30 protein-coding genes, 1 tRNA gene and 1 pseudogene are annotated in these 26,900 nt (G+C 67.3%); 16 read left to right on the top strand and 16 right to left on the bottom strand.

Annotated features, from left to right (window positions below):
• Positions 1-148 precede the first annotated feature (148 nt).
• Positions 149-694: a Rieske (2Fe-2S) protein gene (locus LCY71_RS10455; protein ID WP_225333089.1), complete on the bottom strand. Its 546-nt coding sequence runs from the start codon at positions 692-694 to the stop codon at positions 149-151.
• A 44-nt stretch (positions 695-738) separates the two neighbouring features.
• On the opposite strand from LCY71_RS10455, the gene LCY71_RS10450 reads away from it, so the two are divergent.
• Together LCY71_RS10450 and LCY71_RS10445 are read left to right on the top strand one after the other, a co-directional pair.
• On the top strand, positions 739-978 hold the full coding sequence (locus LCY71_RS10450; protein WP_225335935.1) for a hypothetical protein: 240 nt from the start codon (positions 739-741) through the stop codon (positions 976-978).
• Positions 979-1,158: 180 nt separating this feature from the next.
• Positions 1,159-1,443: a translation initiation factor eIF-1A gene (locus LCY71_RS10445; RefSeq protein ID WP_225333088.1), complete on the top strand. Its 285-nt coding sequence runs from the start codon at positions 1,159-1,161 to the stop codon at positions 1,441-1,443.
• Positions 1,444-1,623: 180 nt separating this feature from the next.
• Here the strand turns inward: LCY71_RS10445 and LCY71_RS10440 are convergent, their stop codons facing one another.
• On the bottom strand, positions 1,624-3,579 hold the full coding sequence (locus tag LCY71_RS10440; RefSeq protein ID WP_225333087.1) for an ABC transporter ATP-binding protein: 1,956 nt from the start codon (positions 3,577-3,579) through the stop codon (positions 1,624-1,626).
• Between the two features lie 622 nt (positions 3,580-4,201).
• The gene (thiE, locus tag LCY71_RS10435; RefSeq protein WP_225333086.1) at positions 4,202-4,840 is read right to left on the bottom strand and encodes a thiamine phosphate synthase; all 639 of its coding nucleotides are present in this window, start codon (positions 4,838-4,840) and stop codon (positions 4,202-4,204) included.
• Between thiE and LCY71_RS10430 the strand changes: the two genes are divergently transcribed.
• The gene (locus tag LCY71_RS10430; protein ID WP_308444671.1) at positions 4,839-5,909 is read left to right on the top strand and encodes an AEC family transporter; all 1,071 of its coding nucleotides are present in this window, start codon (positions 4,839-4,841) and stop codon (positions 5,907-5,909) included. The genes thiE and LCY71_RS10430 overlap by 2 nt on opposite strands.
• 169 nt (positions 5,910-6,078) lie before the next feature.
• Here LCY71_RS10430 and LCY71_RS10425 read toward each other — a convergent pair whose 3' ends face one another.
• Complete coding sequence (locus tag LCY71_RS10425; protein ID WP_225335903.1) at positions 6,079-6,675, bottom strand: IS6 family transposase; 597 nt, start codon at positions 6,673-6,675, stop codon at positions 6,079-6,081.
• Positions 6,676-6,748: 73 nt separating this feature from the next.
• Entirely contained in the window at positions 6,749-6,889 is a 141-nt protein-coding gene (locus LCY71_RS10420) for a hypothetical protein (protein ID WP_225333085.1), read from the bottom strand.
• 42 nt (positions 6,890-6,931) lie between these two features.
• On the opposite strand from LCY71_RS10420, the pseudogene LCY71_RS10415 reads away from it, so the two are divergent.
• Positions 6,932-8,274, top strand: a pseudogene (locus tag LCY71_RS10415) (RNA-guided endonuclease InsQ/TnpB family protein).
• Between the two features lie 52 nt (positions 8,275-8,326).
• Here the strand turns inward: LCY71_RS10415 and LCY71_RS10410 are convergent.
• Positions 8,327-8,491 (bottom strand): DUF5786 family protein, encoded by a 165-nt coding sequence (locus LCY71_RS10410; RefSeq protein WP_225333084.1) that lies wholly within the window; start codon positions 8,489-8,491, stop codon positions 8,327-8,329.
• Between the two features lie 124 nt (positions 8,492-8,615).
• Positions 8,616-9,455, bottom strand: coding sequence for a ZIP family metal transporter (locus tag LCY71_RS10405; protein WP_225333083.1), 840 nt, complete (start codon positions 9,453-9,455; stop codon positions 8,616-8,618).
• Positions 9,456-9,537: 82 nt separating this feature from the next.
• Here LCY71_RS10405 and LCY71_RS10400 point away from each other — a divergent pair, with 82 nt between their 5' ends.
• Complete coding sequence (locus LCY71_RS10400) at positions 9,538-10,836, top strand: aryl-sulfate sulfotransferase (RefSeq protein WP_225333082.1); 1,299 nt, start codon at positions 9,538-9,540, stop codon at positions 10,834-10,836.
• Positions 10,837-10,885: 49 nt separating this feature from the next.
• Here the strand turns inward: LCY71_RS10400 and LCY71_RS10395 are convergent, their stop codons facing one another.
• Entirely contained in the window at positions 10,886-12,022 is a 1,137-nt protein-coding gene (locus LCY71_RS10395; RefSeq protein WP_225333081.1) for a site-2 protease family protein, read from the bottom strand.
• An 80-nt stretch (positions 12,023-12,102) separates the two neighbouring features.
• Positions 12,103-12,480 (bottom strand): hypothetical protein, encoded by a 378-nt coding sequence (locus tag LCY71_RS10390; RefSeq protein WP_225333080.1) that lies wholly within the window; start codon positions 12,478-12,480, stop codon positions 12,103-12,105.
• 129 nt (positions 12,481-12,609) lie between these two features.
• Between LCY71_RS10390 and gnd the strand changes: the two genes are divergently transcribed.
• The gene (gnd, locus tag LCY71_RS10385; protein WP_225333079.1) at positions 12,610-13,524 is read left to right on the top strand and encodes a phosphogluconate dehydrogenase (NAD(+)-dependent, decarboxylating); all 915 of its coding nucleotides are present in this window, start codon (positions 12,610-12,612) and stop codon (positions 13,522-13,524) included.
• A 41-nt stretch (positions 13,525-13,565) separates the two neighbouring features.
• Here gnd and LCY71_RS10380 read toward each other — a convergent pair whose 3' ends face one another.
• Positions 13,566-14,201: an IS6 family transposase gene (locus LCY71_RS10380; protein WP_225333078.1), complete on the bottom strand. Its 636-nt coding sequence runs from the start codon at positions 14,199-14,201 to the stop codon at positions 13,566-13,568.
• Between the two features lie 104 nt (positions 14,202-14,305).
• Here LCY71_RS10380 and LCY71_RS10375 point away from each other — a divergent pair, with 104 nt between their 5' ends.
• Positions 14,306-14,464, top strand: coding sequence for a DUF1059 domain-containing protein (locus tag LCY71_RS10375; protein WP_225333077.1), 159 nt, complete (start codon positions 14,306-14,308; stop codon positions 14,462-14,464).
• 96 nt (positions 14,465-14,560) lie between these two features.
• The gene (locus LCY71_RS10370; protein ID WP_225333076.1) at positions 14,561-14,986 is read left to right on the top strand and encodes a CBS domain-containing protein; all 426 of its coding nucleotides are present in this window, start codon (positions 14,561-14,563) and stop codon (positions 14,984-14,986) included.
• Positions 14,987-15,009: 23 nt separating this feature from the next.
• On the opposite strand, the gene LCY71_RS10365 is transcribed toward LCY71_RS10370, so the two are convergent.
• Positions 15,010-16,542 (bottom strand): sulfatase, encoded by a 1,533-nt coding sequence (locus tag LCY71_RS10365; RefSeq protein WP_225333075.1) that lies wholly within the window; start codon positions 16,540-16,542, stop codon positions 15,010-15,012.
• Positions 16,539-16,748: a hypothetical protein gene (locus tag LCY71_RS10360; RefSeq protein ID WP_225333074.1), complete on the bottom strand. Its 210-nt coding sequence runs from the start codon at positions 16,746-16,748 to the stop codon at positions 16,539-16,541. Before LCY71_RS10360 ends, LCY71_RS10365 begins: the two co-directional genes overlap by 4 nt.
• 166 nt (positions 16,749-16,914) lie before the next feature.
• Here LCY71_RS10360 and LCY71_RS10355 point away from each other — a divergent pair, with 166 nt between their 5' ends.
• Positions 16,915-17,502: a 2Fe-2S iron-sulfur cluster-binding protein gene (locus tag LCY71_RS10355; protein WP_225333073.1), complete on the top strand. Its 588-nt coding sequence runs from the start codon at positions 16,915-16,917 to the stop codon at positions 17,500-17,502.
• Between the two features lie 111 nt (positions 17,503-17,613).
• Positions 17,614-17,686 (top strand) — tRNA-Arg (locus LCY71_RS10350).
• Between the two features lie 160 nt (positions 17,687-17,846).
• On the opposite strand, the gene LCY71_RS10345 is transcribed toward LCY71_RS10350, so the two are convergent.
• Positions 17,847-19,184, bottom strand: coding sequence for a Cdc6/Cdc18 family protein (locus tag LCY71_RS10345; RefSeq protein WP_225333072.1), 1,338 nt, complete (start codon positions 19,182-19,184; stop codon positions 17,847-17,849).
• Between the two features lie 762 nt (positions 19,185-19,946).
• Here LCY71_RS10345 and LCY71_RS10340 point away from each other — a divergent pair.
• Complete coding sequence (locus LCY71_RS10340) at positions 19,947-20,666, top strand: fumarylacetoacetate hydrolase family protein (protein WP_225333071.1); 720 nt, start codon at positions 19,947-19,949, stop codon at positions 20,664-20,666.
• A gap of 118 nt (positions 20,667-20,784) precedes the next feature.
• A complete protein-coding gene (locus tag LCY71_RS10335; protein WP_225333070.1) occupies positions 20,785-21,096 on the top strand; it encodes a hypothetical protein in 312 nt (103 codons plus the stop codon).
• A 182-nt stretch (positions 21,097-21,278) separates the two neighbouring features.
• Here the strand turns inward: LCY71_RS10335 and LCY71_RS10330 are convergent, their stop codons facing one another.
• Together LCY71_RS10330 and LCY71_RS10325 are read right to left on the bottom strand one after the other, a co-directional pair.
• Positions 21,279-22,196, bottom strand: coding sequence for a hypothetical protein (locus tag LCY71_RS10330; RefSeq protein WP_225333069.1), 918 nt, complete (start codon positions 22,194-22,196; stop codon positions 21,279-21,281).
• A 117-nt stretch (positions 22,197-22,313) separates the two neighbouring features.
• Entirely contained in the window at positions 22,314-23,312 is a 999-nt protein-coding gene (locus LCY71_RS10325) for a DMT family transporter (RefSeq protein ID WP_225333068.1), read from the bottom strand.
• A gap of 223 nt (positions 23,313-23,535) precedes the next feature.
• Here LCY71_RS10325 and LCY71_RS10320 point away from each other — a divergent pair, with 223 nt between their 5' ends.
• From LCY71_RS10320 to queC, 4 genes are all read left to right on the top strand, one after another.
• Positions 23,536-24,330 (top strand): helix-turn-helix transcriptional regulator, encoded by a 795-nt coding sequence (locus LCY71_RS10320; protein ID WP_225333067.1) that lies wholly within the window; start codon positions 23,536-23,538, stop codon positions 24,328-24,330.
• A gap of 94 nt (positions 24,331-24,424) precedes the next feature.
• A complete protein-coding gene (locus LCY71_RS10315; RefSeq protein ID WP_225333066.1) occupies positions 24,425-24,877 on the top strand; it encodes a 6-pyruvoyl trahydropterin synthase family protein in 453 nt (150 codons plus the stop codon).
• Positions 24,877-25,659 (top strand): 7-carboxy-7-deazaguanine synthase QueE, encoded by a 783-nt coding sequence (locus LCY71_RS10310; protein WP_225333065.1) that lies wholly within the window; start codon positions 24,877-24,879, stop codon positions 25,657-25,659. Before LCY71_RS10315 ends, LCY71_RS10310 begins: the two co-directional genes overlap by 1 nt.
• 187 nt (positions 25,660-25,846) lie before the next feature.
• Entirely contained in the window at positions 25,847-26,497 is a 651-nt protein-coding gene (gene queC, locus LCY71_RS10305; RefSeq protein ID WP_373325165.1) for a 7-cyano-7-deazaguanine synthase QueC, read from the top strand.
• Here the strand turns inward: queC and LCY71_RS10300 are convergent.
• A complete protein-coding gene (locus LCY71_RS10300) occupies positions 26,494-26,886 on the bottom strand; it encodes a methylglyoxal synthase (RefSeq protein WP_225333063.1) in 393 nt (130 codons plus the stop codon). The genes queC and LCY71_RS10300 overlap by 4 nt on opposite strands.
• Positions 26,887-26,900 lie beyond the last annotated feature (14 nt).

The raw sequence follows: 26,900 nt of genomic DNA, 5'->3' as shown, positions 1-26,900 counted from the left end.
AAGTCGACACGAAAGCCGTCGACGGCCGCGACGCGCTGTCGCGGCTATCCCGGCCGCAAAATCGCGGTCGCGGGGTCGAGCGGACTGGAGGAGCCGCCGTCTCGACGCGCGACGATCGCTGCGGCGGCACCGGTCTCCACCGCGGCGGTCAGTCCAGCCGACGCGCGGACTCGAAGCGCTCGTCGGTCAGCACGACGGCATCGTCCTCGACGGCGACGCGGATCGAGTCGAGCGCGTCGCCCGCGCAGGGCCCGTGCGTGCAGACGCCGTCGTCGCGCTCGAACTGCGCGCCGTGCTTGTGGCAGACGATCGAGTCCCGCCGGACGATCGCGCCGCCGCCCGTGTCCAGTGGGACCTCGGGCTCGTGCGGGCAGGAGTTGCGCCACGCGACGACGGCGTCGCCCCGCCGATGGAGAATGAACTCGACGCCGCGCCGCCCTGATCGCGCCTCGCAGCGCAGCGTCCCGTCCGCGGGGACCGCGTCGGCGGCGCAGATGCGGCGGGGATCGGCGTCGCCGTCCGTGCCGTCGCCCGCACCCGCGCTCTCGTCGTCACTCCCGTCCGCGCTCGACAGCCCGTCGACGCTGAAGCTGAACGCGGCGTCGTCCGTCTCGACGGTCCCGCTGTCGTCGTGGACCCGGACGGACTCTTCACCGCCCTCGGAACTGACGGTCACTCGCGGCGGATCTCCCATACGGCGATAGATATTAGGACTGCCTAAAGCACCTTTCGAACGCGATGGACGACTCCGATCAGCACGACGAGAGCGACCAGCCCGAGGAAGAGAGCAACCACCAGCACGACGAGAGCGAGCAGTCGATCGACCCCGAGAACGTTAACGTCGAGATAGAGGTCGAGGTGGCGGTCGACACCAGCGAGCTCGAGGTGGAGGTCGAGGACGAGTCAGAGTTCGAGGCCGAACTGGAGACCGAAGGCCTCACCGTCGAAGTCGAAGGCGAGGTGGAGTTCGAGGAGTAGGGAGGTCGTAAGCGGAGCGGCCGACCTCGGAAGGGCCGAGCGGGAGCGAGCGAGGCGACCGACACGCGAGGGAGAGCGGTTCTGACCAAAGAGAGGAACCTCGAATCGTCTCCCGAAAGTCGTGGTGAACGATACCACGACTCGCCGAAGCGTTATACGTGTGTAGCTCCTCTTTATGTTGTGAGCGAAAATTCCGGGCGTCGGAACCTCCGAATGCCCAACAGTGACGAGATGTTCGGCGTTGTGACGGAACACAACGGCGGCAATCACGTTCGAGTGCAGTGCGAGGACGGCAAGGAGCGCATGGGCCGGATCCCCGGCCGCATGAAGTTCCGGACGTGGATCGAGGTCGACGACGTCGTCGTCATCGAGCCGTGGGACTGGCAGGACGAGAAGGGCAACATCGAGTGGCGCTACACCAGCCAGGACGCGGACCAGCTGCGCGACGAAGGTCACATCGACTGATTCTCTAGTTTCGTAGCGTGCCGGGCGCAGGTCGTACTGACCGGAGAGCCCGCTCGTACCACTGTTCTCTTTCCGACTGTCGAGCGCTGGCTACGGGAGCCGTGTAGTCTCGCCGGCGCCGTCTGACACACCAGCGCCGAGAGTCGTCGCAGCGGAGCGGCCACGCCTCGGGGCCGGCCGTCAGACGCTGCCGGTCTGCGCGTTCCAGAGTTCCGCGTAGCGGCCGTCCCGCTCGCGGAGTTCGTCGTGCGTGCCGCGCTCGACGACGCGGCCGTCCTCGAGGACGACGATCCGGTCGGCGCCGACGACGGTCGAGAGGCGGTGGGCGACGACGAAGGTGGTGCGGTCCTCGGTCAGCGCGTCCAGCGACGACTGGATGCGCTGCTCGGTGTCGGTGTCGACGTCGCTTGTGGCCTCGTCCAGCACGAGGATCTCCGGGTCCTGGAGGACGACGCGAGCGATGGCGATGCGCTGGCGCTGGCCGCCAGAGAGCTTCACGCCGCGCTCGCCGACGCGGGTCTCGTATCCGTCGGGGAGTCCGGTGATGAACTCGTGGGCCTCCGCCGCCCTCGCGGCCTCGACGACGGCCTCGTCGGACTCGTCGAAGCGGCCGTAGCGGATGTTGTCGGCGATGGTGCCGTCGAACAGGAACGCCTCCTGGGAGACGTAGCCGACGTGTTCCCGCAGGCTGGCGAGTTCGATATCGCGGACGTCGGTGCCGTCGACCTTCACCGCTCCCTCGTCGACGTCGTAGAGGCGCAGCAGGAGCCGACACAGCGTCGACTTGCCGGCGCCCGTCGAGCCGACGAAGGCGACGGTGTCGCCGGGATCGGCGGTGACGGAGACGTCCTCGACGACGTAGCCGTCCTCGTCGTCCGCCGTGCCGAATGGGTCGCCGCCGTCCGCGCCGGCCACGGTCCCGCCGTCGGCCTGTGCCGCCGTCGGGCTGGCGCCGGCGTCGCTCTCTGCCTCCGCCTCGGCCGCCATCTCCGCGAGCAGGTCCGGGTAGTCGAAGCAGACGTCCTCGTACTCGACGCTGCCCGCGGGGTCGTCGAGGACGACGGCGTCCTCGTCGTCTTCGATGCGGACGGGGATGTCCATCAATCCGAACACGCGCGAGGCCGAGACCATCGCGTTCTGGGTCTGGTCGACGATGCTGGAGACCTCGGCCAGCGGCGCGACGAACCGCTGGGTCATGAAGACGAACGTGACGAAGACGCCGACCCTCAGGTCCCCGAAGAGGATCCAGTAGCCCCCGACGAGGAAAGTGGCAGCGAACGAGAGCCCCGCGAGCAGCTCCATCCCGGGGCGGTAGAAGTACGCGAGCCTCAGGACCGCCATGATGCTCTCGAAGACGCCGCGAGAGGCGTCGCGGACCTGGCTGGCCTCGTAGCCCTCGCTGGCGGTGGTCTTCGCCAGGTCGACGCCGCTGATGCCGTTCTCGATGCGCGTGTTGAACTCCGCGACGGCGCTCTGGCGGTCCTCGTAGCGGGGCTCGATGGCCCGCATGAACCACCACGTGAACGCGATCATGACCGGCACCGCCGCGAGCGTGACGACGGCCAGTTGCGGGTTGAGGACGAAGAGAATCGCGGTGATGCCCAGCACCATCGCCACCAGCCGCGTCCCGTTCATCAGCGCGTCGTCGAGGAACAGTTCCAGGTTCTGGGCGTCATTCGACAGGATCGACATGACCTCGCCGGTCTGCTTGTCGTCGAAGAAGGCCGCGTCCAGCCGCAGCATCTTCTCGAAGCTGTCGGAGCGTACCTCGTGCATCACGCCGTGTGCGAAGAAGTTGGCCACGACGCCGTAGATCCAGGTGAACACCGCCGCCGCGACGAACGAGCCCGCGATCAGCGCCACGGAGAACCAGAACTGCTCGACCGTCCCCTGGGGAATCCACGACTGGGGCACCAGCGGCAGCGTGTACTGGGCGTCCCCCCTGAACAGCGCGTCGACCGCCGATCCCAGCACGACAGGTGGCAACAGCGACGCCATCTGGGCCAGGAGGTTGGCGACGAGACCGACCACCAGCCACGGCTTGCGCTCCAGCCCGTACTCCCTGAACAGGCGCGACAGCGGTCTGTCGACCTGCTGTCTGTACCTGTCGAACGGCGTCTCCTCGTCGGTCGACATGGTGACTGACTAGTCAGTTAACCCCTCTAAAGGCCGTCGAAGTCGATCATCGACGATTAGGATAGTTTCGATGCCGAGGCTACGGAACTGCGCTCGCTGGAACCAGAAACTGCGACGAGAAAGCCCTCGGCCCGCTCCTAGGAACAACTGGACGGACCACTAACGGCCAGAAAACCCTCGGCCCGCTCGACTCGCGCGACCCACGCTGGCTCCTCGCCTACGGCTGCGGTGCTTGCGGGGTCGGGCTTCGTCGACCGCGCCTCGCCCTTTCATCCACCAGACGACAGCATTGCTCGCGCCACGAGGGCGCGAGCGGAGGATACCACCACTCCTCCCCGGTCGCGCCTGGCGGCGCGACACGCGTCCTACCGCACCGCGGCCGGGAGCGCGTTTATCGCGCGACCCGGGGAAGGGCAGACCTGCGGTCCTAGCGGATGAAAGGGCGAGGGCCGCTCGCGCCGGAGGGGAGTCGCTCCGTCGGCACTACCCGAACGGAGTGAGGGTATCCGACGGAGCGGCCGCGAGCGGGCCGAGGGCTTTCTGGTCGTAAGCAGTCGTTCCGGTCGTTCCAGCGAGCGGGCCGAGGGCGTTCGGTCCGTGTTCGGGCTACAGCGAGGACCGCCTACTCGCGCGCATCCTGAACAGCCTCGTGCAGATCCCTAGTCGTGGCTTCGGGGTCGTCGGCGTCGGTGACGGCGGAGATAACCGCGACGCCGTCGGCACCGGCTTCGACGACGGGCGCGGCGTTGTCGGGGGTGATCCCACCGATACCCACGATCGGTACAGACACGACCTCGGCGATCGCTGCGACGCGCTCGGGACCGACGGCGTACTCGTCGTCGGGGATGTCGTCCTTCGAGCCGGTGGCGTAGATGGCTCCGACGCCGAGGTAGTCCGCGCCGGCCGCCTCGGCGGCCCGGGCGTCGTCGACGAACGAGACGGAGCGGCCGACGATCGCGTCCTCGCCGAGAATCTCGCGAGCCACGTCGACGGGCAGGTCGTCGTCGCCGAGGTGGACGCCGTCGGCGGACAGCGCCTGGGCGAGGTCGACGCGGTCGTTGACGATCAGGGGGACGCCGGCCTCGCGGGTGATTTCCCGGACCTCGGTGCCCAGCTCGTAGCGCCGGCGGGCGGGGAGGTCCTTCTCGCGCAGCTGGACGACGCCGACGCCGCCGTCGACGGCGGCCCGGACGACCTCCAGTGTGGTGCGGTCCCGCGAGCGGCTCTCCTGGGTGACGAGGTAGACTGACCAGTCGACCATGTCCGGCGGGTGCGCGGCGGGGGCCCTCACTCTTGCGCTCGGCCGGTCCCGCTGGGTCGGCCTCCGCCTCACTGCGGTCGGCGACTGCGACCTGTCGACGGAGCGACGGCAATACGAACGAACGGTAAGAGGCAAAGGCGAGAGCGCGCTGCGGGGGAACATGGACCTGCTCGCGCGGCTGGGATACATGCTGGCGCTGCTGGCGGTCGGCGTCGGGGCGCGGCAGGCGGGGCTGCTGAGCGAGCGCAGGCGGGACCTGCTCAACGGGGTGGCCTTCTACGTCGCCCTGCCGGCGCTGATCTTCAACTCGACGTATCAGCGATCGCTGGGCGACATCGTCACGCCGCAACTGGTCGCCGGGCTGTGGCTGGTGCTGGGCGCCACCGTCGCCATCGCGTGGGTCGTCCACTCGCGGACGGAGTCGCGGGCGACCCGGAGCGTCGCCGTGGTGCAGTCGTATCACTCCAACTTCGGGTACCTCGGGCTCCCGCTGGTCGCGAGCACGCTCGGCGGCGCGGCGGCCGCCAAGGGGAGCATCATCCTCGGCGTCGGCGCGCTCACGCAGGTCCCCCTGACCGTCCTCCTGCTGATCACGATGAACGACGCCGACGCGTCGGTGACGGGGGAACTGCGGAGCGTCGCCACCAACCCCGTACTCGTGGCGCTGGCCTCGGGGCTGGTCGTCGGCGCCGTGGGGGTCGCGCCACCGGTGCCCGCAACGACCGGACTGGCGCTGGCCAGCGAGGGGGCGCTCCCGCTGGCGCTGGTGCTGATCGGGGCGTCGCTGGAACTGGCACTGCCGACGGAGACGCTGGACACGCTGGGCGCCGTCGTCGGCCTGAAGGTCGTCCTGATGCCAGCGCTCGCGTGGGTAGCGTTCACGGCGCTGAGCGCCGACCCCCTGACGCGCAACGCCGGCGTGATCATGTTCGGCGCGCCGACGGCCGTCTCGACGTTCGTCTACGCGAACGAACTGGGCGGGGACGCGGAGTTCGCGTCGACGACCGTCTTCGCGACGACGCTGATCTCCGTCGCGACGCTGGGCGTCGTCATCGGTGTCGTCACCTGACAGAGGAGCAGCGATCGGTCGTGGACCGGCCCGGCAGACGGTACTTTTGACAGCACGAGAGCCCCGCCCTTTCAGCGAGGGCCGAGTAGGGCGGGCGTGAATTACGTACGCCCCACTGAGGAGGTAGTGTTCAGATTAGCTGATTCCATGCGAAGCTGAACGACTTGAGCTAGTCGTCGGCTGTGTCCGCTTCGGCGTTGCTGAAGCAGTTTGAGAACGAAGATGTACGGCGTTTTATTTCTCGAAAGACACGTTCGACACTGTTTCGATTTCCATGGCGTTCGTATTTGAAATCGAGGCCGTGTCGCTGGCAGGCGTCTTTCAGCGGTGTCGCACCATCGACGAGAAAGACGGCGTCGTCGACATCGTGTTTCTCGCGGAGCTCGGTGAAGAACGCACGAGCGAGAACGTTTGTTTTCGTCGGTTCAAGCTTTGTATGGAGTAATTCGTTCGTGTCTGGATCGACGGCAGCGTACAGCCAGTAGTGCTCGTCATCGAGTTGGATCACGGTTTCGTCGACCGCGACGTGATCCGGTTCTCGCCCATCCTGGGGCTGTAGATCGGCTTTGTGAACCCAGTTGTGAACGGTTGACCGAGCGCGTTGGACACCGAATACCTCAAGAAACGAGACAGTATTCGAAAGCGAGAGTCCAGCCAGATGCAGCTGAATACTGAGCTTCATCAGTAGTCGCGGTGTCGCTTCTCGCTCCACAAACTCTAACTCGATCTGGTCCAAACAACCGCTGAGGCGGTCGGTTTTTGGTATAGAGCACTAAAAACCGCATCCGCCTCACCTTTCAAGCTTATCTGAACACCGCCACTGAGGAACTGCCGAGTTACTACTGGTCTTGAGTCTCCAACGCTTTCAGGCCTGCTTCTAACACCTCTGTATAGGCTTCCGAGAGGTCCAGATCGTTCGCTTCTGCATAGTCTTTGACTCGGCCGCCAAGCGTGTGTGAAATGTCGATGTTGGGGCGCATGACGTAAGGACTTTAAGACTAAAAGTATAAACATCTGTTGTCGTGAAGCGCACCAACACGTTCACCGTGCGACCGCTCTCCACCACGGGAGAGCAACTGCTACGGGACCTGTTGGACGCTTCCGCCGCGCTCTGGAACGAAGTCAACTACCAGCGTCTCATGCGGTATAACGGCGAAGACGGCTTCGAGGACAAGGACGTGTGGGACGCCGATACAGGCCGGCTCGAAGGTCAGTACAAAGGCGTTCTCGGCGCATCTACTGCTCAACAAGTGATCCGGAAGAACAGTGAAGCGTGGCACGGGTTCTTCCGGCTGAAAGAGCAGTATCACGACGACTCGAACACGTCGGTCACGGAACACCCCGAACCGCCGGGCTTCCGTGGTAACGAAGACGAGGGACGCCAGCTCAAGACCGTCATTCGCAACGACGCCTACACCGTCGAATGGGGAGATCGCTCTCGGCTTGAGATACTGGTCGGGAGCGAGTTGAAAGACCGATACGACCATACCGGGCGACTCCGACTCGAAATCACTGGCCGCCCGAATTGGCCCGACTACGAGAAGCAGGGCCGATTAGACCTATGGTACGACGAGACTGAAAGCACCGTCCGAGCTTCACAGCCCGTGACTGTTTCTGAGGATGCACGGGCGACTCCACTGGCCGACGAGACGGCCGCTCTGGACGTTGGTGCGAACAATCTCGTCGCCTGTACCACCACGACCGGCCAGCAATATCTCTACGAGGGCCGCGAGTTGTTCAATCGCTTCCGCGAGACGACCCGAGAGATTGCCCGGTTACAGTCTAAACTCGAGGACGATCAGTACAGTAGCAAGCGTATCAAGCGACTATACCGCAAGCGTACCCGTCGCCGCGACCACGCCCAAGAAGCGCTATGTCGTGACCTACTGGAACGATTGTACGAGGTCGGCGTGGTACGGTGTACATCGGTGGGTTGACCGATGTACTGGAGGCGCACTGGTCGGTTGACACCAACGCCAAGACCCACAACTTCTGGGCGTTCAAGCAATTCACCGAGCGACTCGTCTGTACCGCCGAAGAATACGGTATCTCGGTCGAAGTTCGGTCGGAAGCCTGGACCAGCCAAGAATGCCCGCAGTGCGGAGGCACAGACCGAACGACGCGGCAGCAGGACACGCTCACCTGTCCGTGTGGGTTTGAAGGCCACGCCGACCTGACAGCGTCAGCAACGTTCCTGAAGCGGCACACGAGCAAAGAGGTCAGGCCGATGGCACGGCCCGTGCGGTTCGAGTGGGACGACCACGACTGGTCGGGGAAACCACACCCTCACGAAAGTCCCAAAGAACAGCGCACAGACCCGAGTACCGTCCACCGTGACGGGCATATTGCCTCTGGCGAGTCGTAAATCGACTAAGGCTCCCACGGAGGAAACCGCGCAGTTCACGGTGCGGAGGATGTCATTTCATCTCGTCCAGACGGTCGATGAGTTCGTCCTGATCGGCGTCGGACTCGAAGGAGATCTCGCCGTCGTGGTCGTTCTCGTGAACGGAGACCGCGGCGTCGTCGTCGATTTCGGCGTCGTTGTCCTGCTGTTCGGATTCGTCGTAGCTTCCAAACCCCATGCGTGTCGATGCGACGGGCCGACGGATAAGCACCGTGGCTCGGTAGCCGTTCGGGAGTGAGTTCCACGACAGGCAGTAGCTAACCGCAGGAGGGCAGCCGCGTTCATCTGGTTCGACCGACGGATCAGGCCGCCAGCGTCGTGTCGAGGTACAGCATGACGACCGTGCCGGCCATCAGGCCGAGCGTGGCGACGCGCTCGTAGCCGCGGGCGTGGGTCTCCGGGATGATCTCGTCGCTGATGACGAACAGCATGGCGCCGGCGGCGAAGCCCATGGCGTAGGGCAGCAGCGGTGTAGCCAGCGTGACCGCCACCGCGCCGAAGACGGCCAGCGGGATCTCGACGACGCCCGAGCGGAGGCCGGCGAAGACGGCGTAGGCCCGCCGGTCGAGGCCGGCGTTGACCGCGGCGACCGACACTGCGAGCCCCTCCGGAACGTTCTGGATGCCGATGGCCAGCATCAGCGGGATGGCGTCGGCCAGGTTCCCCGACCCGAACCCGACCCCGACGGCCAGCCCCTCGGGCATGTTGTGCAGCGTGATGGCGAGCACGAACAGGACGACCGGGGCCAGCCGCTCCGGATCGACGCGGGGGATCTCGTCCCCCGGATCGGCGGCGTCAGGACGGCGCTCGCCGGTCAGCAGGTAGTGGGCGTGGGGCACCAGCCCGTCCGCCCGGTCGAGAAAGAGCGCGCCGAGCGCCACGCCGGCGAGCACCGGGATCGGATCGCCGCCGGCGTAGTCGATGCCGGGAATGATCAGGCTCGTGAACGCCGCGGCCAGCATCACGCCCGCGGCGAAGCCGAGCGCCCCGTCCAGCGCTCGCTCCGATGGATCCCGCCACACGAGGATCAGCGAGGCGCCGAAGAGGTTCATCAGCGCGATGAAGACGCCGCCGACCAGCCCCTGAACGAGCGGGTCCGTGCCGGCGATCCGGACGAAGACGTCCGGAAGAGTCTGGAGCATCGTCTCGTGGATGCTGCGCCGCCGGCTTGTAGCTACCGGGCGAGGGGAAGGCTTTTGCGCGCTTGCGGCCACCGCTAACCCGATGGAACGAGCGACGCGCGGCCTCGCAGTGGCCGGAATCGGCGCCCTCCTGCTCGTCGGGACGTTCGTCGCCGGAGCGGCGACGGCGCCCGACATCGGGGTGACCGACGGCGAACAGCGGCAGACGCTGGTGGGCTCGCAGGGCGGCGGTCCCGGCTGGCACGACCACGGGAGCGTCTACCTGCTGACCGGCGACGAGATCGAGTGGCGCGAGGGGAGCGCCGACAGCTACTTCGACGTCACGATGCGCGAGGACGGCCAGGTGCTGGCCGGCTTCATGCACTCGGGCTACGAGGAAGCGTGCGGCCCCTACGAGGCGCCCTGTACCAAGACCGGCTTCCGGATCATCGACCCCGGAGCAGGCGGCCCCGAGGTGGTCGAGGAGTTCGCCTTCCCGGTTCGGAGCCAGTCCAACAGCGAGATCCACGACGTCGAGCGCCTCGAGTCGGGCGAGTACCTGCTGACGGACATGGACAGCGAGCGCCTGGTCACCGTCCAGGACGGCGAGGTCACCTGGCAGTGGAACGCCAGCGAACTGTACACCGCCCCCGAGGATCCGACCCGCCGCGACTGGCTGCACATCAACGACGTCGACACGATCAACGAGACCCACTACCTGGTGAGCGTCCGCAACGCGAACCAGCTCGTGATCGTCGAGCGCGGCGAGGGCGCCGTCGAGGTCATCAACGAGGACGACGACGATTCCACGGACGAGCGCTGTCAGGTCCGCGGCGAGCAGCTCGTCCCCGACGAGGACGGCGACGTGCGCTGCGGCGACCCCGAGGTCCTCGACCACCAGCACAACCCGCAGTGGCTCGGCGAGGGCGCGGTCCTCGTCGCCGACAGCGACAACGACCGCGTGGTGGAACTCCACCGCAACGAGACCACCGGCGAGTGGGAGCCGGCCTGGACGCTGACCCGCGCCGAGGGGCTCGACCTGAACTGGCCCCGCGACGCCGACCGGCTGGACAACGGCAACACGCTCGTGACCGACACGCTCAACCAGCGGCTCTTCGAGATCACGCCCAACGGGACCGTCGTCTGGAGCCGCGAGACGCCCCGCATCCCCTACGAGGCCGAGCGGCTCCCCGAAGGCGAGCGCGCCGGCGCCCAGCCGTACGATGGCGACGGCAGCGTCACCGGCCCCGACGAGGGCGTCCCGGTCCTCTCGACGGGCATGACCGTCCTCCGGGCCGTCGCTCCGGGGACGCCGTACTGGTTCGGCGAGACGCACCTCGGGCTCTCGCTGCTGGGCGTGGTGCTGATCGTCGGCGGCGGGATCGACCGCTGGCGGGCGTAGAGAGTCGAGTCCCTTCTCGAACGGATCGCCGTTCAGAACCGGTCGCCGCTCAGAACGGATCGCCGTCGCCCAGCAGCCGCCGGGTCTCCATGGCGGCGGCGTAGTCGGCCCGGGAGACGACTCGCGTCCGGCCGCTGCCGATGACGAACGCCTCGCTGGCCCTGCCGGCGTCGAGCGTCATCAGCGCGTCGAACGCGGGCGTGGCGGCGTCGAAGCGGGGCAGGTCGGTCGCCATGAGGTCGGAGACGGGCGTCCGGTCGCGCTCGTCCTCGGAGAGCGACCGGAAGTCCTCGACGGTGACGACGCCGACGACGTCGCCGTCGCGGGTGACGGCGTACTCGGTCCGCCGATCGGCGAACATCCGGCCGACGAGGTCCTCGACGGTGGCGTCGGCGTCGATGGTCGCGTCCGGCGCGCTGGCGAGGTCGCCGACGGTCAGCCCCTCCAGCAGGTCCGCCAGCGCGACCGCGCGGGACTCGCCGCTCGCGGCGCCGTAGATGAACAGCGCCAGCAGCAGGAGCATGGGGCTGAAGGCGAGGACGCCGACGACGGCGAAGAGGATCGCGAATACGGACCCCACGCGGGCGGCGATGCGCGTGGCGGAACCGTAGGGCCGAGAGCGGGCCAGCAGCGCCCGCAGGACGCGCCCGCCGTCCATCGGGAACGCGGGCAGCATGTTGAACCCGGCGAGCACGAGGTTCGTCACGGCGAGCCAGCCGACGACGAACGTCGCGACGTGGAGCGACGAGGGGATCACGAACAGCGCGGCGTAGAAGACGGCGCCCGTCAGCACGCTCGTGGTCGGGCCGGCGACGGCGATCCAGAACTCCCGGTCCCACTCGCGAGGGATCGATCCCAGGTTCGCGAGCCCGCCCAGGATCCACAGCGTGATCGACTCTACCTCGAGGTCGTAGCGCATCGCCGCCCAGGCGTGGCCCAGCTCGTGGACGGCGACGCTGAAGAACAGGCCGAGCGCCGCCAGCGAGCCGATCAGCCAGGGCGTCTGACCGCGCTGGAGCGCGTCGACGTCCAGCGGCGCTCCGGTGAACCCCTCGATGAGGCCGGCGTACAGCGTGATCTGCTGGCCGCTACCCAGCAGCCAGGCGAAGATCGGCAACACGACGAGCAGCGACACGTGGATGCGGATCGGGATGCCCCAGATCCGCCCGATCTGATAGGAGCGCATGCTCCCTGATCTCACTCCGTACGGTTACCGTTGGCGTTCGACGCTCTCGAGGCCACAGCGCCGCGCTGGTCCGGACCGGGTCAGACCCAGGGCACGCCGAGCGCGCCGACGCCGAGCAGCGGCCCGACGACGACCATGACGACCCGGGCAGCGATCCAGGCGACGAACCCGATCGCGGCCGCCTCGACCCAGTCGCCGGGATACTGCGTGTTGATCACGCCGACGTAGACGCCGAATCCCAGCACCGTGACGAGCAGGCCGCCCAGGACGGGGATCCATCCGAACAGCAGGGAGAGCAGTCCCCACCCGAGCGCGCAGAACAGCGCCGTCCAGACCGCCGTCCGGCCGTCGTCCTCGCCGGCGACCAGGTACCCGCCGGCGTAGATGGCCGCCGCGCCGATCACCAGGCTGATTGCGAACAGCACGACTGACGTGATCAACCCCGAAATCACACCCATGGTCGACGTTGCGGCGTCGAGCCTTAGGTATCTGGTGGCTTGCTGGGAACTGCGGCCGCCGCCGGACGGCGGTTCGAGCGGGCCCGGGCAAACCACAACCCCTACCTGCCCCCTCGTCGACCCCGAGATATGGAACTCGGCGTCATCGGCCTCGGCCGGATGGGACGCATCGTCGTCGACAGGTGCCTCGACGCGGGCCACGACGTGGTCGCGTTCGACATCGACGAAGCGGCCGTGGCGGACGCCGCCGACGCGGGCGCCGCCCCGGCCGACTCCATCCCGGACGTCGCCGACCAGCTGGGCGAGGAGAAGCGCATCTGGCTGATGGTGCCGGCGGGCGACCCCGTCGACGCCGCACTGGACGAACTCGACGGGCTCGTCGACGGGGACGACGTGGTCGTCGACGGCGGCAACTCCAACTTCCGGGACTCGATGCGCCGCGCCGAGCAGACCGACGCGGCCTACCTCGACTGCGGCACCTCCGGCGGCCCCGCCGGTGCGGAACTGGGCTTCTCGCTGATGATCGGCGGCCCGGAGTGGGCCTACGAGGCCATGACGCCCGTCTTCGACGCCGTGGCGACGGGGCCGGACGGCCACGATCGGATGGGGCCCGCTGGCTCGGGCCACTACGTGAAGATGGTCCACAACGGCGTCGAGTACGCGCTGATGCAGACCTACGGCGAGGGGTTCGAGCTGCTCGCGAACGGCCGCTTCGACCTCGACCTCGAGTCCGTCGCGCGCACGTGGAACAACGGCGCCGTCATCCGCTCGTGGCTGCTGGAGCTGTGCGAGGAGGCCTTCGCCGAGGAGGGGTCGGACCTCGGCACCGTCGCCGACCGCGTCGAGGGCGGCTCGACCGGCACCTGGACCGTCCAGGAGGCGCTGGAACAGGAGGTCCCGGTGCCGCTGATCTACCAGGCGCTGGCCGAGCGCTTTGCCTCGCGGTCGACGGACGGCGACGACCCCGGGCGGTTCTCCCGGCGGCTGGCCAGCCGGCTGCGGTACGGCTTCGGGCGTCACGAGGTCCCCCGACGCGAAGAGTGAGAGCAGGGAGGTCCCCCCGCGACCCCGCCACACGGTAGTGTTCAGATTAGCTGATTCCATGCGAAGCTGAACGATTTGAGCCAGTCGTCGGCTGTGTCCGCTTCGGCGTTGCTGAAGCAGTTTGAGAACGAAGATGTCCGTCGTTTTATTTCTCGAAAGACACGTTCGACACTGTTTCGATTTCCATGGCGTTCATATCTGAAATCGAGGCCGTGTCGCTGGCAGGCGTCTTTCAGCGGTGTCGCACCATCGACGAGAAAGACGGCGTCGTCGACATCGTGTTTCTCGCGGAGCTCGGTGAAGAACGCACGAGCGAGAACGTTTGTTCTGGTCGGTTCAAGCTGTGTATGGAGTAATTCGTTCGTGTCTGGATCGACGGCAGCGTACAGCCAGTAGTGCTCGTCATCGAGTTGGATCACGGTTTCGTCGACCGCGACGTGATCCGGTTCTCGCCCATCCTGGGGCTGTAGATCGGCTTTGTGAACCCAGTTGTGAACGGTTGACCGAGCGCGTTGGACACCGAATACCTCAAGAAACGAGACAGTATTCGAAAGCGAGAGTCCAGCCAGATGCAGCTGAATACTGAGCTTCATCAGCAATCGCGGTGTCGCTTCTCGCTCCACAAACTCTAACTCGATCTGGTCCAAACAACCGTTGAGGCGGTCGGTTTTTGGCATAGAGCACTAAAAACCCCATCCGCCTCACCTTTCAAGCTTATCTGAACACCGCCCGCCACACCGGCCGGGCCATTAAACGCGTGAGGGCCGTACGGTCGAACGGCATGCCCTACGAGTACCAGTGCCCGGTCACCGACTGCGACTTCGCGACCCAGAACAACGAGCAGGACGACGTCGTCGAGGCGGCACAGCAGCACCAGCGCGACAGGCACGGGAACACGGCGACCCGCGACGAAGTCGTGGAGTCCGTCGTGGGACACTGACGACGGCGAATTCCGACCGTCTTCGCACTCAGATAACAGCCCTGTATGTGAAAGGGGCAGACTGACGCCGTCGGCAGGCGACGGAGAGGACGTACTATGCCTGTCGGTGATCTCGGTCCCGAGGAGGTCGTAACGGTCGACGCGAACGCGACGGTCAGCGACGCCGTCGAGAAACTGGAGTCGGAGGGCGTCGGCTCGGTCGTCGTCGTCGAGGACGGCGAGCCCGCCGGCATCCTCACCGATCGGGACGTCGCCCTGGCGGTCCCGCAGAGCGACGACGTCGCAGCGGAGTCGGTCGAGTCCGTGATGACGGAGGACCCAGAGACGATACAGGAGGACGCCGAGGCGATGGAACTGGCCCGGACGATCGGCGAGACGAACGCCCGCCGGATTCCCATCGTCGACGACAGCGGTCAGCTGACCGGGATGGCGACGCTGGACGACCTCGTCGCGTCGATCGGCGAACAGCTCGACGAGGTCGCCGACACCATCGAGACCCAGTCGCCCGATTACTCGCCCTGAACGGCGTCCCCCGTCCGCAGTCTTCACCCCGGCCGCTCCAGTCCGAGGCGGTCGAACTGCTTCTCCGGCGCGTCGTATGCCGCCAGTAGCTCCGCGGCGGTCACTCTGAGCCGCTCCTCCGCGTCCAGCCCCTCTCCGGCGCGGTCCTCCTTCGCGCCGAACGGGCCGGAGCGCTCGTACAGCAGTGGCTCCTCGTGCTGGAGATACGACTCCGCGGGCAGCCGCCAGACGGGCGTCGCCGCGTAGGGCAGTTCGTCGGCCTCGGCGTCGGGCTTCTCGACCATCGGGTGGAACGTGCCCGTGACGTTCATCTGGTGGGTCGAGTAGCAGTCGACCGGCGCGCCCGCCTCGCCGGGGAGGTGGTACGTGTACTCGCCGTCGGTGACGTTCAGGCTCGCGCCCCAGTAGCCGTAGCAGACGTAGTCGCGGTGGTCGTCGGTCTCCGCCTCGAGCAGCGGGCGCAGGCTCACTCCGTGGTTAGGCGCGGGCACGTCGGCCCCCAGCGTCTCCAGGATCGTCGGGTAGAGGTCGACAGCGGTCGTCAGCGCGTCCACGCGCTCGCCGTTGCGCTCGCCGTCCGGGTCCCAGACGAACAGCGGCGTGTTGGCCAGCACGTCGAAGACGGGGCCGTCGTTCTTGGCCATCCAGCCGTACTCGCCCAGCAGGAACCCGTGGTCGGAGGTGACGATCACCGTCGTCTCCTCCCACAGGCCCTCCTCGTCGAGGACGTCGAAGATGCGGCCGAGCCACTCGTCGACCATCGTCACCTTGCCGGCGTACTGGGCCTGCACGAAGTCGAGTTCGCGCTCGGAGAGGGCGCTCTGGCCCTCGTCGACGCGGCCGTAGTAGGGCCAGATCGGCAGGTCCGGGTCCTCGGGGTCCTCGTCGGTGTACATCGAGGCGTACTCCGCTGAGTTGTGGAACGGCTCGTGGACATCGAAGCTGTCGAGGTAGCAGAACCACCGGTCCCAGTCGAGGCCGTCGAGCCAGTCCGCGGTCCGTTCGAACAGCCGGGGCGCGAAGAAGTCGGTCTCCCCCTCGAAGTCGCCGGCGTTGCGCACGTACTGCGTGCGGTTGAGAAAGCCCATGCCGTCGGCCGGATCGGTCTCCTCGTCGGCGATGCGCCCGTGGAACTCCCGGTCGACGTCGCGCGGCTTCGTCTCGTAGGCGTCGTACTCGTGGCCGCGGAGGAAGTCGAAGCCGTTGAAGTCCTCGTAGTAGCCCCAGCTGCCGTGCTGGAAGTAGTGGAAGTGGTCGGTGATCAGCTGGGTGAGGACGCCGGCGTCGCGGGCCGCCTCCGCGAGCGTCGTGTCGTAGGACTCGATCGGCCCCCACGGCCGCCAGAGGAACTCCCTGACGCCCGCCAGCCACTCGCGCCGGGCCGGCATGCAGGGGAGGCTCCCGGCGTAATGGGAGTCGAAGACGGTCGCCCGCTCGGCGAAGGCGTCGAGCGTCGGCGTCGACACCTCGTAGTCGAACGTACCGGAGTCCTCGTAGGCCCCCAGGACGTCCTTGCGGAGGCTGTCCAGGCTGATCAGCAGGACGTTGTCGCTCACGCCGGATCACCGCCCGTCGCGGCCGCGACGGCCATTTCGAGGGCCTCGATGCCCGTCAGCAGGTCCCCGTCGACGACGACGCAGGGACCGTGCCGGCAGGTCTCGCAGTGTTCCAGGCAGCGGTCGCCCCGGACCGAACCGTACTCTGCCAGCCGGGAGCGGCTGGCGGCGTCGACGCTGTTGACGCAGCACTCGATAGTCGCCATGGGCCCAGTTGACGCCCGACGCCCTTCAATCGTTCAGTCATCGTGACACGAGCGGGCGGCGGTCACCGACTGCGCCGCCGAACGAGTTCGGAACCGCGGAAGGGCGGCCCTCCAGCGGCCGGAGAGGAACAAAGCTTAGTTATAGCAGTCCTCCATAGCCGCACACATGGTCGAACCAGCGAGTGTCGCGGCGGGGGCCGCCCTCACGCTCGTCCTCGTGGCCATCCACTACTCGTCGGGGACGGGATGGGAGGCCAACGAGGACATCTCTCAGGAGGTCTTAGAGCAGCGGGCCGCCACGGTGCCGGACACCGAGTTCCCGGAGCCGTACAACCGCTCCATCGGCGGTGGCGGCGCGGCCGCCATCCCGGCCGGCGAGGCCGAGGGCGAGCTCGCCGAGGGCGAAGAGGGCGAAGAGGAAGCCGACGAAGGCTTCGACCCCGACGCCATCCCGGACGACGAGGTCGAGTACTACGAGGTCGAGTTCGCCAAGGAGGGCGAGACCATCGAGATCGCCAGCAACGAGAACATCCTCGACGCGGGCGAGGACGAAGGCTGGGACCTGCCCTACGCCTGCCGCCAGGGCCAGTGCGTCTCCTGCGCCGGCCAGATTCAGGACGGGCCCGCCACTGACTACATCCGCCACAGCCAGAACGAGTCGCTGTTCGAGGACGACATGGAAGACGGCTACTGCCTGACCTGCGTCGCCTACCCGACCGACGACTTCACCCTCGAAACCGGCGAGCAGCCCTAGCCGGTTCGCTTTCTCCGCACTTCGTCTCCGCGTCCGCGACACTGTCAACGCGGACCAACCCGCGGTCCGGTTCACAATCGTTAAGAGTGGGTGTCCGGTATCATCACGTGAGGGCGGCTAGTTCAGCGGACAGAACGCCTGGTTCCGGACCAGATGGTCGGGGGTTCAAATCCCTCGCCGCCCGCTTTCTGCGAGGAACGGACGTGACGAGCGAAAGCGGCCCGAGGATTTGAGGTAGACCAGTCGCGCGCAGCGTAGCGAGCACGTCTGGGCGTGGTTCAAATCCCTCGCCGCCCGACACGTTTTCGCGCCGCTCACTTGCGAGCGACGCGCGTCGCCGCCTGCTATAGCGCCTTCGCAGCCATCGAGCGGACCGCCTCGGCCTCGATGTCGTCGAACGCGCTGTCGTCTTCGATGGTCTCGAGGACGGCATCCACGGGCTCGTTGAACTCGAAGAGCAGGTGGACGCCCGACTTGTATCCGCTGCTCGTCCGCTCGCTCTCGAGGACGCCGTAGGTGCCCGCTTTGTTGATGTGGCTGTTGACGGTCTCCTGCGTGTAGATCTCCCGGTCGGACATCTTACAGATGGTCCTGTACGCCCGGTAGACGACGGGGCTCGGTGCGGCTCCGTCGTTCACGTCGGCAACCAGCGCGGCCGCGTACAGGGAGAGCTTCTTCTGGAGGGACATCCCGCCGACGATCTCCAGAACGCGGTTTTTGACGACCGAGTCGTTGGCGGACTGGACGTGGTCTTCCCGCACCTTCGAATCGCCGTCCCGGTTCGCGATCTCCCCGGCGTCGCGCAGCAGGTCGATCGCACGCCGGGCGTCGCCCTCGTTCTGCGCGCCGTAGGCGGCGACGAGTTCGATGACGCCGTCTTCGAGCGCGTCTTCCTTGAAGGCGTCACGACGCCGATCGAGGATTTCGATCAGTTCGTTCGCGTCGTAGTCCGAGAAGTGGATCCCGTTGGGGTTGTAGGAGCTGTCGGTCCGGCTGTCGAGGTTCTCGCGGAACTTGGGGTAGTTCGTGACGACGACCGTCGAGATGAGCGTGTCGACGTGCTGTTCGGCCATGACCCGGCTGAGGCTGTACAGCAGCCGGGAGTACGCCGGCTCGTCTTCGTTCTTGTGCCCGGTGAGCGCGTCGATCTCGTCGAGGATGAAGACGAGCGAATCGAAGTGCTCGTCGACGATCTCGTAGAGGCGAACGTACTTCGCGTCCGTCGAGACGCCCTTGCGCGGGATGTCCCATACGACACCGGCCTTTTGCGCCGTCTGATAGCCCAGTTTCCAGACGGCACGATCGAGGGTGTGCGACTCCATCGTCTTGAAATTCACCGCCACGAAGTCGAAGACGATGTCCTCCTGTTCGGCCCGTTGCTTGACCTTGTTCGCGACCGCCTTCACGGTCAGCGTTTTCCCGGTACCGCTCGGCCCGTACAGCAGGAGATCGGGCGGTCGCTCCCCCTCTAGCGTGTCGCGGAACGCGCGGGCTTCGGCGGCTAACTGTTCGTCTCGACCGTAGATCCGGTCCTGGTCGACGATCGTGTTCGGATCGACGAGGTCCTTGTTCTTGAAAACCGTCTGTGCCTCCCCGTCGAGGATGCTGTCGACGACGGACGACTCCGACGGCGACGACGCCTCGTCGTCCCCGGCGTGAGTTGGTTCGGCGCCGTTTCCCATTGATATCGTCCGTTGCAAACTAGTCCCTATAACCTCTGTCGATATGATCCAGGGTCTGTCGGAATGAATGGGGGAATGTCGAAATGAGGACACCGATATCGAAATGACCCGTGGCGCCACCGTGGTGCGACTGTCGAGGAGAACGGCCACGGTCGTGGCCGTGGGAGATATCAACACGTCTCGGACCGACTTCGAAATGAGGACACCGGTATCGAAATGAACTTCGCCGCGGCGCGGTCGCAGTTCTCGGACCTGCTCTATAGTAGAAATTGAAACTATTTACACATCGAGGGGCACCCCGAGTGCCCCTCGAGCGTGTCAGTGCGTTCAATTTCTACTATAGAGAGAGGACGCCAGTTCGCTCCGACCGGCTTCGAAATGAGGACACCGGTATCGAAATGATCTGTCGTCCGAGTCGAGATTCGATCCGTAAGCCCTCAGACCCCTTTTTCGAAATGAAATTCGAAGACCCGCCACCGGGGAACGGCCGCGACGGATGTACCGCTTCGAGAGACGTCGGTATCGAAATGAAGTTCGTCGACCGTACGCCACGATCGCTCGCTTTCACCCGTTTTACCGCATTAGCGAGCTAGATTTGACTCCCGCCGCCAGCGTTTCATTTCGAAGGTGGTGTGTGAGGGCACTCTGTCTAGACTCTCTCTTCTAGTCTATTTCATTTCGATAACGGTGTGAGTGGGGTAGGAGACCGTCCAGAGATCGAGTCCCGTTAGCCCTTTGCGGGGAGCGCTGCGAGGTGGAGGCATGCGACTGGCACGACTGCTGACGCCGGAGGGACCGGTCTCGGGGGAGTACGTCGACGGAACGATCCACGCCGACGACGGGACCTACGAGGTGGGCGTCGACGGTCGGCTGCTCCCGCCCTGCGAGCCGACGGCGCTGTACTGCGTGGGTCGGAACTACGCGGAGACGCTGGAGCAGATGGAGTACGAGCGGCCGGAGGAGCCGGACTTCTTCGTCAAGCCGCCGGCATCGCTGCTGGCTCACGAGCAGCCGATCCCCTATCCGGAGTTCACGGACGAGCTGACGTACGCGGGCGAGCTGGCGGCGGTGATCGGCGAGCGGTGCCGGGACGTCGCCGAGGAGGACGTCCCCGGCGTCGTGCGCGGGTACACGATCATGAACGACGTCGACGCGCTGGACCAGCAGGGGCGGACGGCGCGGAAGGCCTTCGACGGCTCCGGGCCGCTGGGGCCGTGGATCGAAACGGACCTGGATCCGACGGGGATCGACATGCACACCGACGTCGGCGGCGAGCGCCGCCAGGAGGCGAACACGGAGCTGATGCTGTTCGGCCCCCACGAGGTCGTCGCCTACCTCTCCGAGCGGTTCACGCTGCGGACGGGCGACGTGATCGCGTTCGGGAGCCCGGCGAACCCCGGACTGGTCGAGCCGGACGAAGAGGTAGAGATAACGTACGAGGGCGTGGGGACGCTGCGCAACACCGTCGTAGAGCGGGAGTGACGGCCGGCGATCGACGTGACGATCTGGCTATCGATCGCGGCGAATCGGCATCTAAAGCGACGGAGTCGCAGAATAACCCTTTGCGAGGAGCGACCCAAGGTGGGACGGAGAGATTCTCATGAGTGATCAGATCGAGCAGATGGTACGGGAGATCGACAAGACCGCCGTCGAAGTGTTCGACCTCGCGGCCCGGCGGCAGGCGAAGGAGAAGGCCGGGGCGCGGCGGGACGCCTACGAGAAGGGGCTGCGGGAGGTCCGCGAGATCGCGGACGACGACGACGAAGCGGCGCGGGAGCTGTCCGAGTGGATCCAGGAGGAGATGCGCTCGCGGGAGAAGTACCCGTCCGCGCGGAACGTCCGGCAGCAGGGGGCGGAGATCGTCCGGAAACGCGGCCACGAGGTCTCGACGAACGACTGGCTCGGGGCCTGACAGCGAGCGCCGTTGGGGCAGGTCGCCACGGATCGCCGCGAGCGGCGGCCGGCGCTCGCTGCTGGCAGTCGTCGAGTACCGCTATTCAGTGACCGGTAGAGACGTCACGGAATACGGCTCCCTGTCGTCCTCCGGTCGCACGTACAGGAACAGGACGCCTCCGCCCAGGGCCGTCGCATCGCTCAGCGTGTCGTCTCGTATCGCCGAAGGAGGTACGCGGGACCAACGACGAGGTTGCACACCGGAATCAGACTCCCGAGTATCCAGCGGCGCCGCTTCGGCGCCCAGTCGCTGTCGACGAACTGTCGGCTGTCCAGCGCGATGGCCACCGGGAGCGCCGACCAGACGGCGACGATGACCACTGCGACCAGCGGGCCAGTACTGACGGCGACGTCCCCGACCAGGAGGATCGGGAGCCAGCTGACGGTGGCGAGCGCGACGACGTAGTGCCATCCGGGAGCGGCCCACGAGCGGTCGATTCCTCCGGTCGGTCCAGCGACGTCGCCATCGCCACAGGACGAACCGGCCCCAGTCAGTCGCCGTCGGCGGAGTCGGACGTAGGCGACGGCGACACCGAGGTTCACCGGGAAGACTGCGAACCCCAGAAGCCACCGCTGTGGCCCCGACCAGCGAGCACGCCCGGCGACGTACTGCATGTCGTAGTAGGCCGCCAGCACTGTCGCCAGTAGTGTCGCGTAGCGCAGCACCCGTCCGGAGACGCCCTCGACGAGGCCAGTCAGCGCCAGCCCCGCCCAGACGGCTTGTCCGGTCAGACCGATCCAGAGGACGCGGAACCACAGCGCTGTGGCGTTCGAGGGGGACAGTTCGACGGCCGTCGAGTCCCGACCGCTGAACACCGGGAGGCGGGTGTCGAAGTACCTCGACTCCTCAGACCCTCCCGCAGTTCCGTGGTACCGGCCCGCTTCCATCAGTCCGTAGCCACCGACGACGAGGTTGGGAGTCAGCAGCCCCAGTCCCTCTCTCGCCTGCAGGGCGGGTGCGGTTTCGAAGTACGTCAGATCGATCAGCAGCCCGACGCCGACGACGAACACCGCCAGACCGAGCAGACTGATTGCCAGCCCGGAGGTGTCGCGTCCCATAGCGTGCCGAGCTGTAGGGTTGCTTCGATAAAATACCACGTAGTTGGGGAATCCGTACGCCTATCGCCGCGTGTGCGATATCGCAGCCAGGCCACTCATGGAAGTAACCATACGGGATTAGTCGTCGGAACCGTCGAACCCGACCGCGTCCGACCCGTGATCGAAGCGCGCCGCACCCGCTGGCCGGACGTCGGCGGCGGTCGGAGCGACGCGCTCCAGCAGCCGACGGACGTCGATCGATTCGCTACCCAGGACGGCGAAGCCGGCGAAGATGGTCAGGAAGCCGGCGAAGGTCAGCACGGAGACAGTCTCGCCCAGCAGCGCCCAGCCCCCGAGCGTGGCGACGGCCGGCGTGACGTAGAACACCAGGTTCGCCCGGACGGCGCCGGCGACGTCGATCAGCTCGAAGTAGGTGATGTAGGCGACGGCGCCGGCGAACAGGCCGACGTAACCCAGCGCGAGCAGCGCCTCCTGGCTCCAGGTCACGGCGGCGACCGACTCGCCGGCCGACAGGCTCAGGAGGTGCGTCAGCGCCGCGCCGAAGGGCAGCCCCCAGGCGGTCCGGGCGGTGCTGGAGAGCGTGCTGTCGGCCCGGCGGATGAGGACGCTCCCGAGGGCACCGCTGGCGGCGCCGCCGAACAGCAGGAGCTTCCCCACGCCGCCGGCGAACAGCGTCGCCGGGTCCGGGTCGACCACGAGCGCGACCCCGACCAGCCCGAGGGCGAGGCCGACGACGCCGCGCCGGGAGAGCCGCTCGTCGGCGAGGAGGCCGGCGGCGAGCACCGGCGTCAGGATCGGATTGAGCCCGAAGACGATCGCACCGACGGCGCTGGTGGCGTACTGCTGGCCGACGAACAGCAGGGCGTTGGCCAGCCCGATGGCGAAGATCCCGGTCGCGAGGATGCCCGCGAGATCGCCCCACGTCCGCGGCCGGAGGGCCGCCCGGGAGTGGGTGGCGACCGCGAAGGCCACCAGACCGACCGTCGCGACGTCGAACCGCAGCGCGACGAACAAAAGCGGCGGGAAGTACTCCAGCCCCGCCTTCGCCGCGACGAACGTCCCGCCGAACAGGACGGCTGTGATCAGGGCCAGCGCGAGCGCGCGCTTCGCGACCACGTTACGGACTCACCTCGTTAATCTGACCATCGTACGCCGGAAGAGAGAACACCGGCGTAGAGCGGAGTTGCGTCATCTTACCCGTACTTAGGCCGCTATGGTTATGAGTTCGTTCAGAAATTCTTACATAGCGTGCAAGCCGCTCGCGCTGCACCGCTGTTGCGCGGCGTGAAACGATTTCACGGTGCGAAAGCGGTTTCCGGAGAGGGCTGCGAGTGGCGGTATGGACGAGGCACTGGCGGAGATCGAGTTCCTCGCGCTCTCGGCCAACCGGGTCGAGGTGCTGCAGCTGCTCGCCGAGGGGCGACACACGCGCGACGAACTGGCCGCGGCGACGGGCGCGTCGCAGGCGACGCTCGGCCGGATCCTCGGCGACCTCGACGAGCGGTCCTGGATCCGCCGGGACGGCAGCGAGTACGTGGCGACGGCCACCGGGCGGCTGGTGGCCTCGGGCGTCACGGACCTGCTCGACATACTCGAGACGGAGCGCGAGCTGCGCGACGTCGTCGAGTTCCTGCCCACGCACGCGATGGACTTCGACCTGGGGCGGCTGGCGAACGCGACCGTCACGACGCCGACCGTGACGCGGCCCGACGCGCCGGTCCAGCGCGTGGTCGACCTGATCGAGTCGGCGTCGGACGTCCGGGTGTTCTCCCACGCGTTCAACGACCAGAGCCTCGGAGTCGTCGAGGACCTGGTCACCGACGGCGAGGGGACCTTCCGGGGCGTGTTCTCCCGGAGCGCCATCGACCCGCTGGCGGACGACCCCGGGCTCCGGGAGCGGCTGGCCTCGCTACTGGACGCCGAGAACGCCGCGATCCGCATCCGCGACGAGGGCGTGCCAGTGGCGGTGACCGTCGTCGACGACGTCGTCCACCTGCTGCTGCGCGACGGGAACGGCGTCCTCCAGGCCTCGGTGGACACCGACGACCGGGCTGTCCGGTCGTGGGCGGGCGACGCCTTCGACCACTACTGGCGGACCGCGACGCCGCTGGAGCGGGACGACCTGCCCGAGTGATCGGCGACAGCCACGGTGGCAACGGCGAGCCCGTCGGAATCCCCAGACGGCGATCGACCAGTCGTTTTAACTACTCCCTCAATAATATCCAGATATGACCGATAGAGTCGCCGAAGAACACTCGTCGCTCGTCGACGCGGGCGAGCGGGAACTGGTCGTCGGGGGCGACCGGCCGATCCGCATCAGCGCGGGCCACCGGATCATGCACCACGACGGCAAGTGCAGCAGGCCCCACGGACACAACTACGCCGTGACCGTGCGCCTGGTCGGCGAGCTGACCGAGGAGGGGTGGATCGCCGACAAGGGCGCGGTCACGGACGCCATCGACGCCTGGGACCACCGCTTCCTGCTGGAGGCGGGCGACCCGCTGATCGAGGCCTTCGAGGACAGCGGCGACGGCGACGCCGTCGTCGTCCTGGACGCCCCGCCGACCGCCGAGGTCATGTCCGTCCTGCTGGAGGAGCGGCTGGCCGAGGCGCTGCCCGACACGGTCAGCGAGGTCGACGTGACCGTCCGGGAGACCAGCGAGCTCGCGGCGGGGCAGTGATGCCGGTCGAGCGCGACGTCGAGGCGGAGGGCGACGGCGATGCGGCGACCGAGCCGGAGGGCGAGGGCCTGCCGATCAACGAGCTGTTCCACTCGCTGCAGGGCGAGGGGAAGCTGGCGGGCGTGCCCAGCGTGTTCGTCCGCACGAGCGGCTGCAACCTCCGGTGCTGGTTCTGCGACTCCTACCACACCTCCTGGGAGCCGACCCACGCCTGGATGGGGATCGACGAGATCGTCGACGAGGTGGCGAACCACGACGCGGACCACGTCGTCCTGACGGGTGGCGAGCCCCTCGTGCACGAGGAGAGCGTCGCGCTGCTGGAGCGGCTGGACGACGCAGGCTATCACACCACCGTCGAGACAAACGGGACGATCCACCGCGACGCGCCGATCGACCTGGCCAGCGTGAGCCCGAAGCTGGCGTCGAGCACGCCGATCGCCGAGCGCGACCCGAAGGGCGACGGCGAGTGGGCCGACAGACACGAACAGCGGCGGCTCGACCTCGACGCGCTCGCCGGACTGGTCGAGGACTGCGAGTTCCAGCTGAAGTTCGTCGTCACAGGTAAGGGCGACCTGCCGGAGATCGAGGACCTGGTCGATCGGGTCCGGGAGGCGACGAGCGTCCCCGTCCGCGACGCGGACGTCCTCCTGATGCCCGAGGGGCGGACGCGCGAGGAACTGGACGAGACGCGCCGCACCGTCGCCGAGCTGGCGGCGGAGCGCGGCTACCGGTACACGCCCCGGCTGCACGTGGACCTGTGGAACGACGCGCCGGGGACCTGAGCGGGCGAGCCAGACGAGCGTGCGAGAGCGCACGACCATGACTACGGACGACACCACCACCGACGACACCGCGGACGCATCGGACGACGAGACGACCGGCGGCCCGGCGGACGGCGAGACCGACGCCGCCGACACCACCGACGGGCACTCCAGCGGAGACGCGGCCGTCGTGCTGGCCTCCGGCGGGATGGACAGCGCGACGGCGGCCTACGAGGCGCGGGCGCAGGGGTACGACGACCTGTACCTGCTGCACACCAGCTACGGCCAGCGGACCGAGGACCGCGAGCGGGCGTGCGCCGAGGCGCTGGCCGGCCACGTCGACGCGGCGGAGTTCCTCCACGTCGAGACCGACCACCTCCGGGCCATCGGCGGGTCGTCGCTGACCGACGAGGACGAGGCCGTCGAGGACGCCGACCTCGACGCCGAGGCGGTGCCGGACACCTACGTCCCCTTCCGGAACGCCAACCTGCTGTCGATGGCCGTCGCCTACGCCGAGGCCAACGACTGTGCGGCCGTGTTCATCGGCGCCCACAGCGAAGACTTCTCCGGGTACCCCGACTGCCGGCCCGCCTTCTTCGAGGCGTTCGAGGACGTGGTCGACGTCGGCACGCACCCCGACACGGCGGTTTCGATCGAAGCGCCGTTCGTCGAGTGGTCGAAGACGGACATCGCCGAGCGCGGGCTGGAACTGGGCGTCCCGTACGAGGACACATGGAGCTGCTACCGCGCCGAGGCGCCCGCCTGTGGCACCTGCGACGCCTGCGCCTACCGGCTCCAGGCGTTCCAGCGGCTCGACGAGCGCGACCCCATCGAGTACGAGGAGCGGCCGGAGTACTAGAGCAGGTCGGCGTTGCCGGTGTCGCGCGCCAGCCCCTCGAGCACGTACTCGGCGGCGGTGCGGGTGGTCGCCAGCGGGACGTCGTGGACGTCGCAGATGCGCAGCAGGGCGGAGATGTCCGGCTCGTGGGGCTGGGCCGTCAGGGGGTCGCGGAGGAAGACGATGGCGTCGATCGCGTCGTCGGCCACCTCGGCACCGATCTGGGTGTCGCCGCCGATGGGACCGGACTTCTTGCGGTTGACGTGCAGGTCGGTCTCCTCGGTGATGCGCTTGCCCGTGGTGCCCGTGCCGACGAGGTCGAACGTCGACAGGACCGCCTCGTACTCCTGGGCGAGGTCGATGATGTCGGGCTTCTTCTCGTCGTGAGCGATCAGCGCGACGCGAGTCATAGAGCGTGCTGGGA

Origin of the sequence: Halomicrobium urmianum (assembly GCF_020217425.1) — an archaeon.
Classification (GTDB): Archaea; Halobacteriota; Halobacteria; order Halobacteriales; family Haloarculaceae; genus Halomicrobium; species Halomicrobium urmianum.
This window is presented reverse-complemented; position numbering and strand designations above follow the sequence as displayed.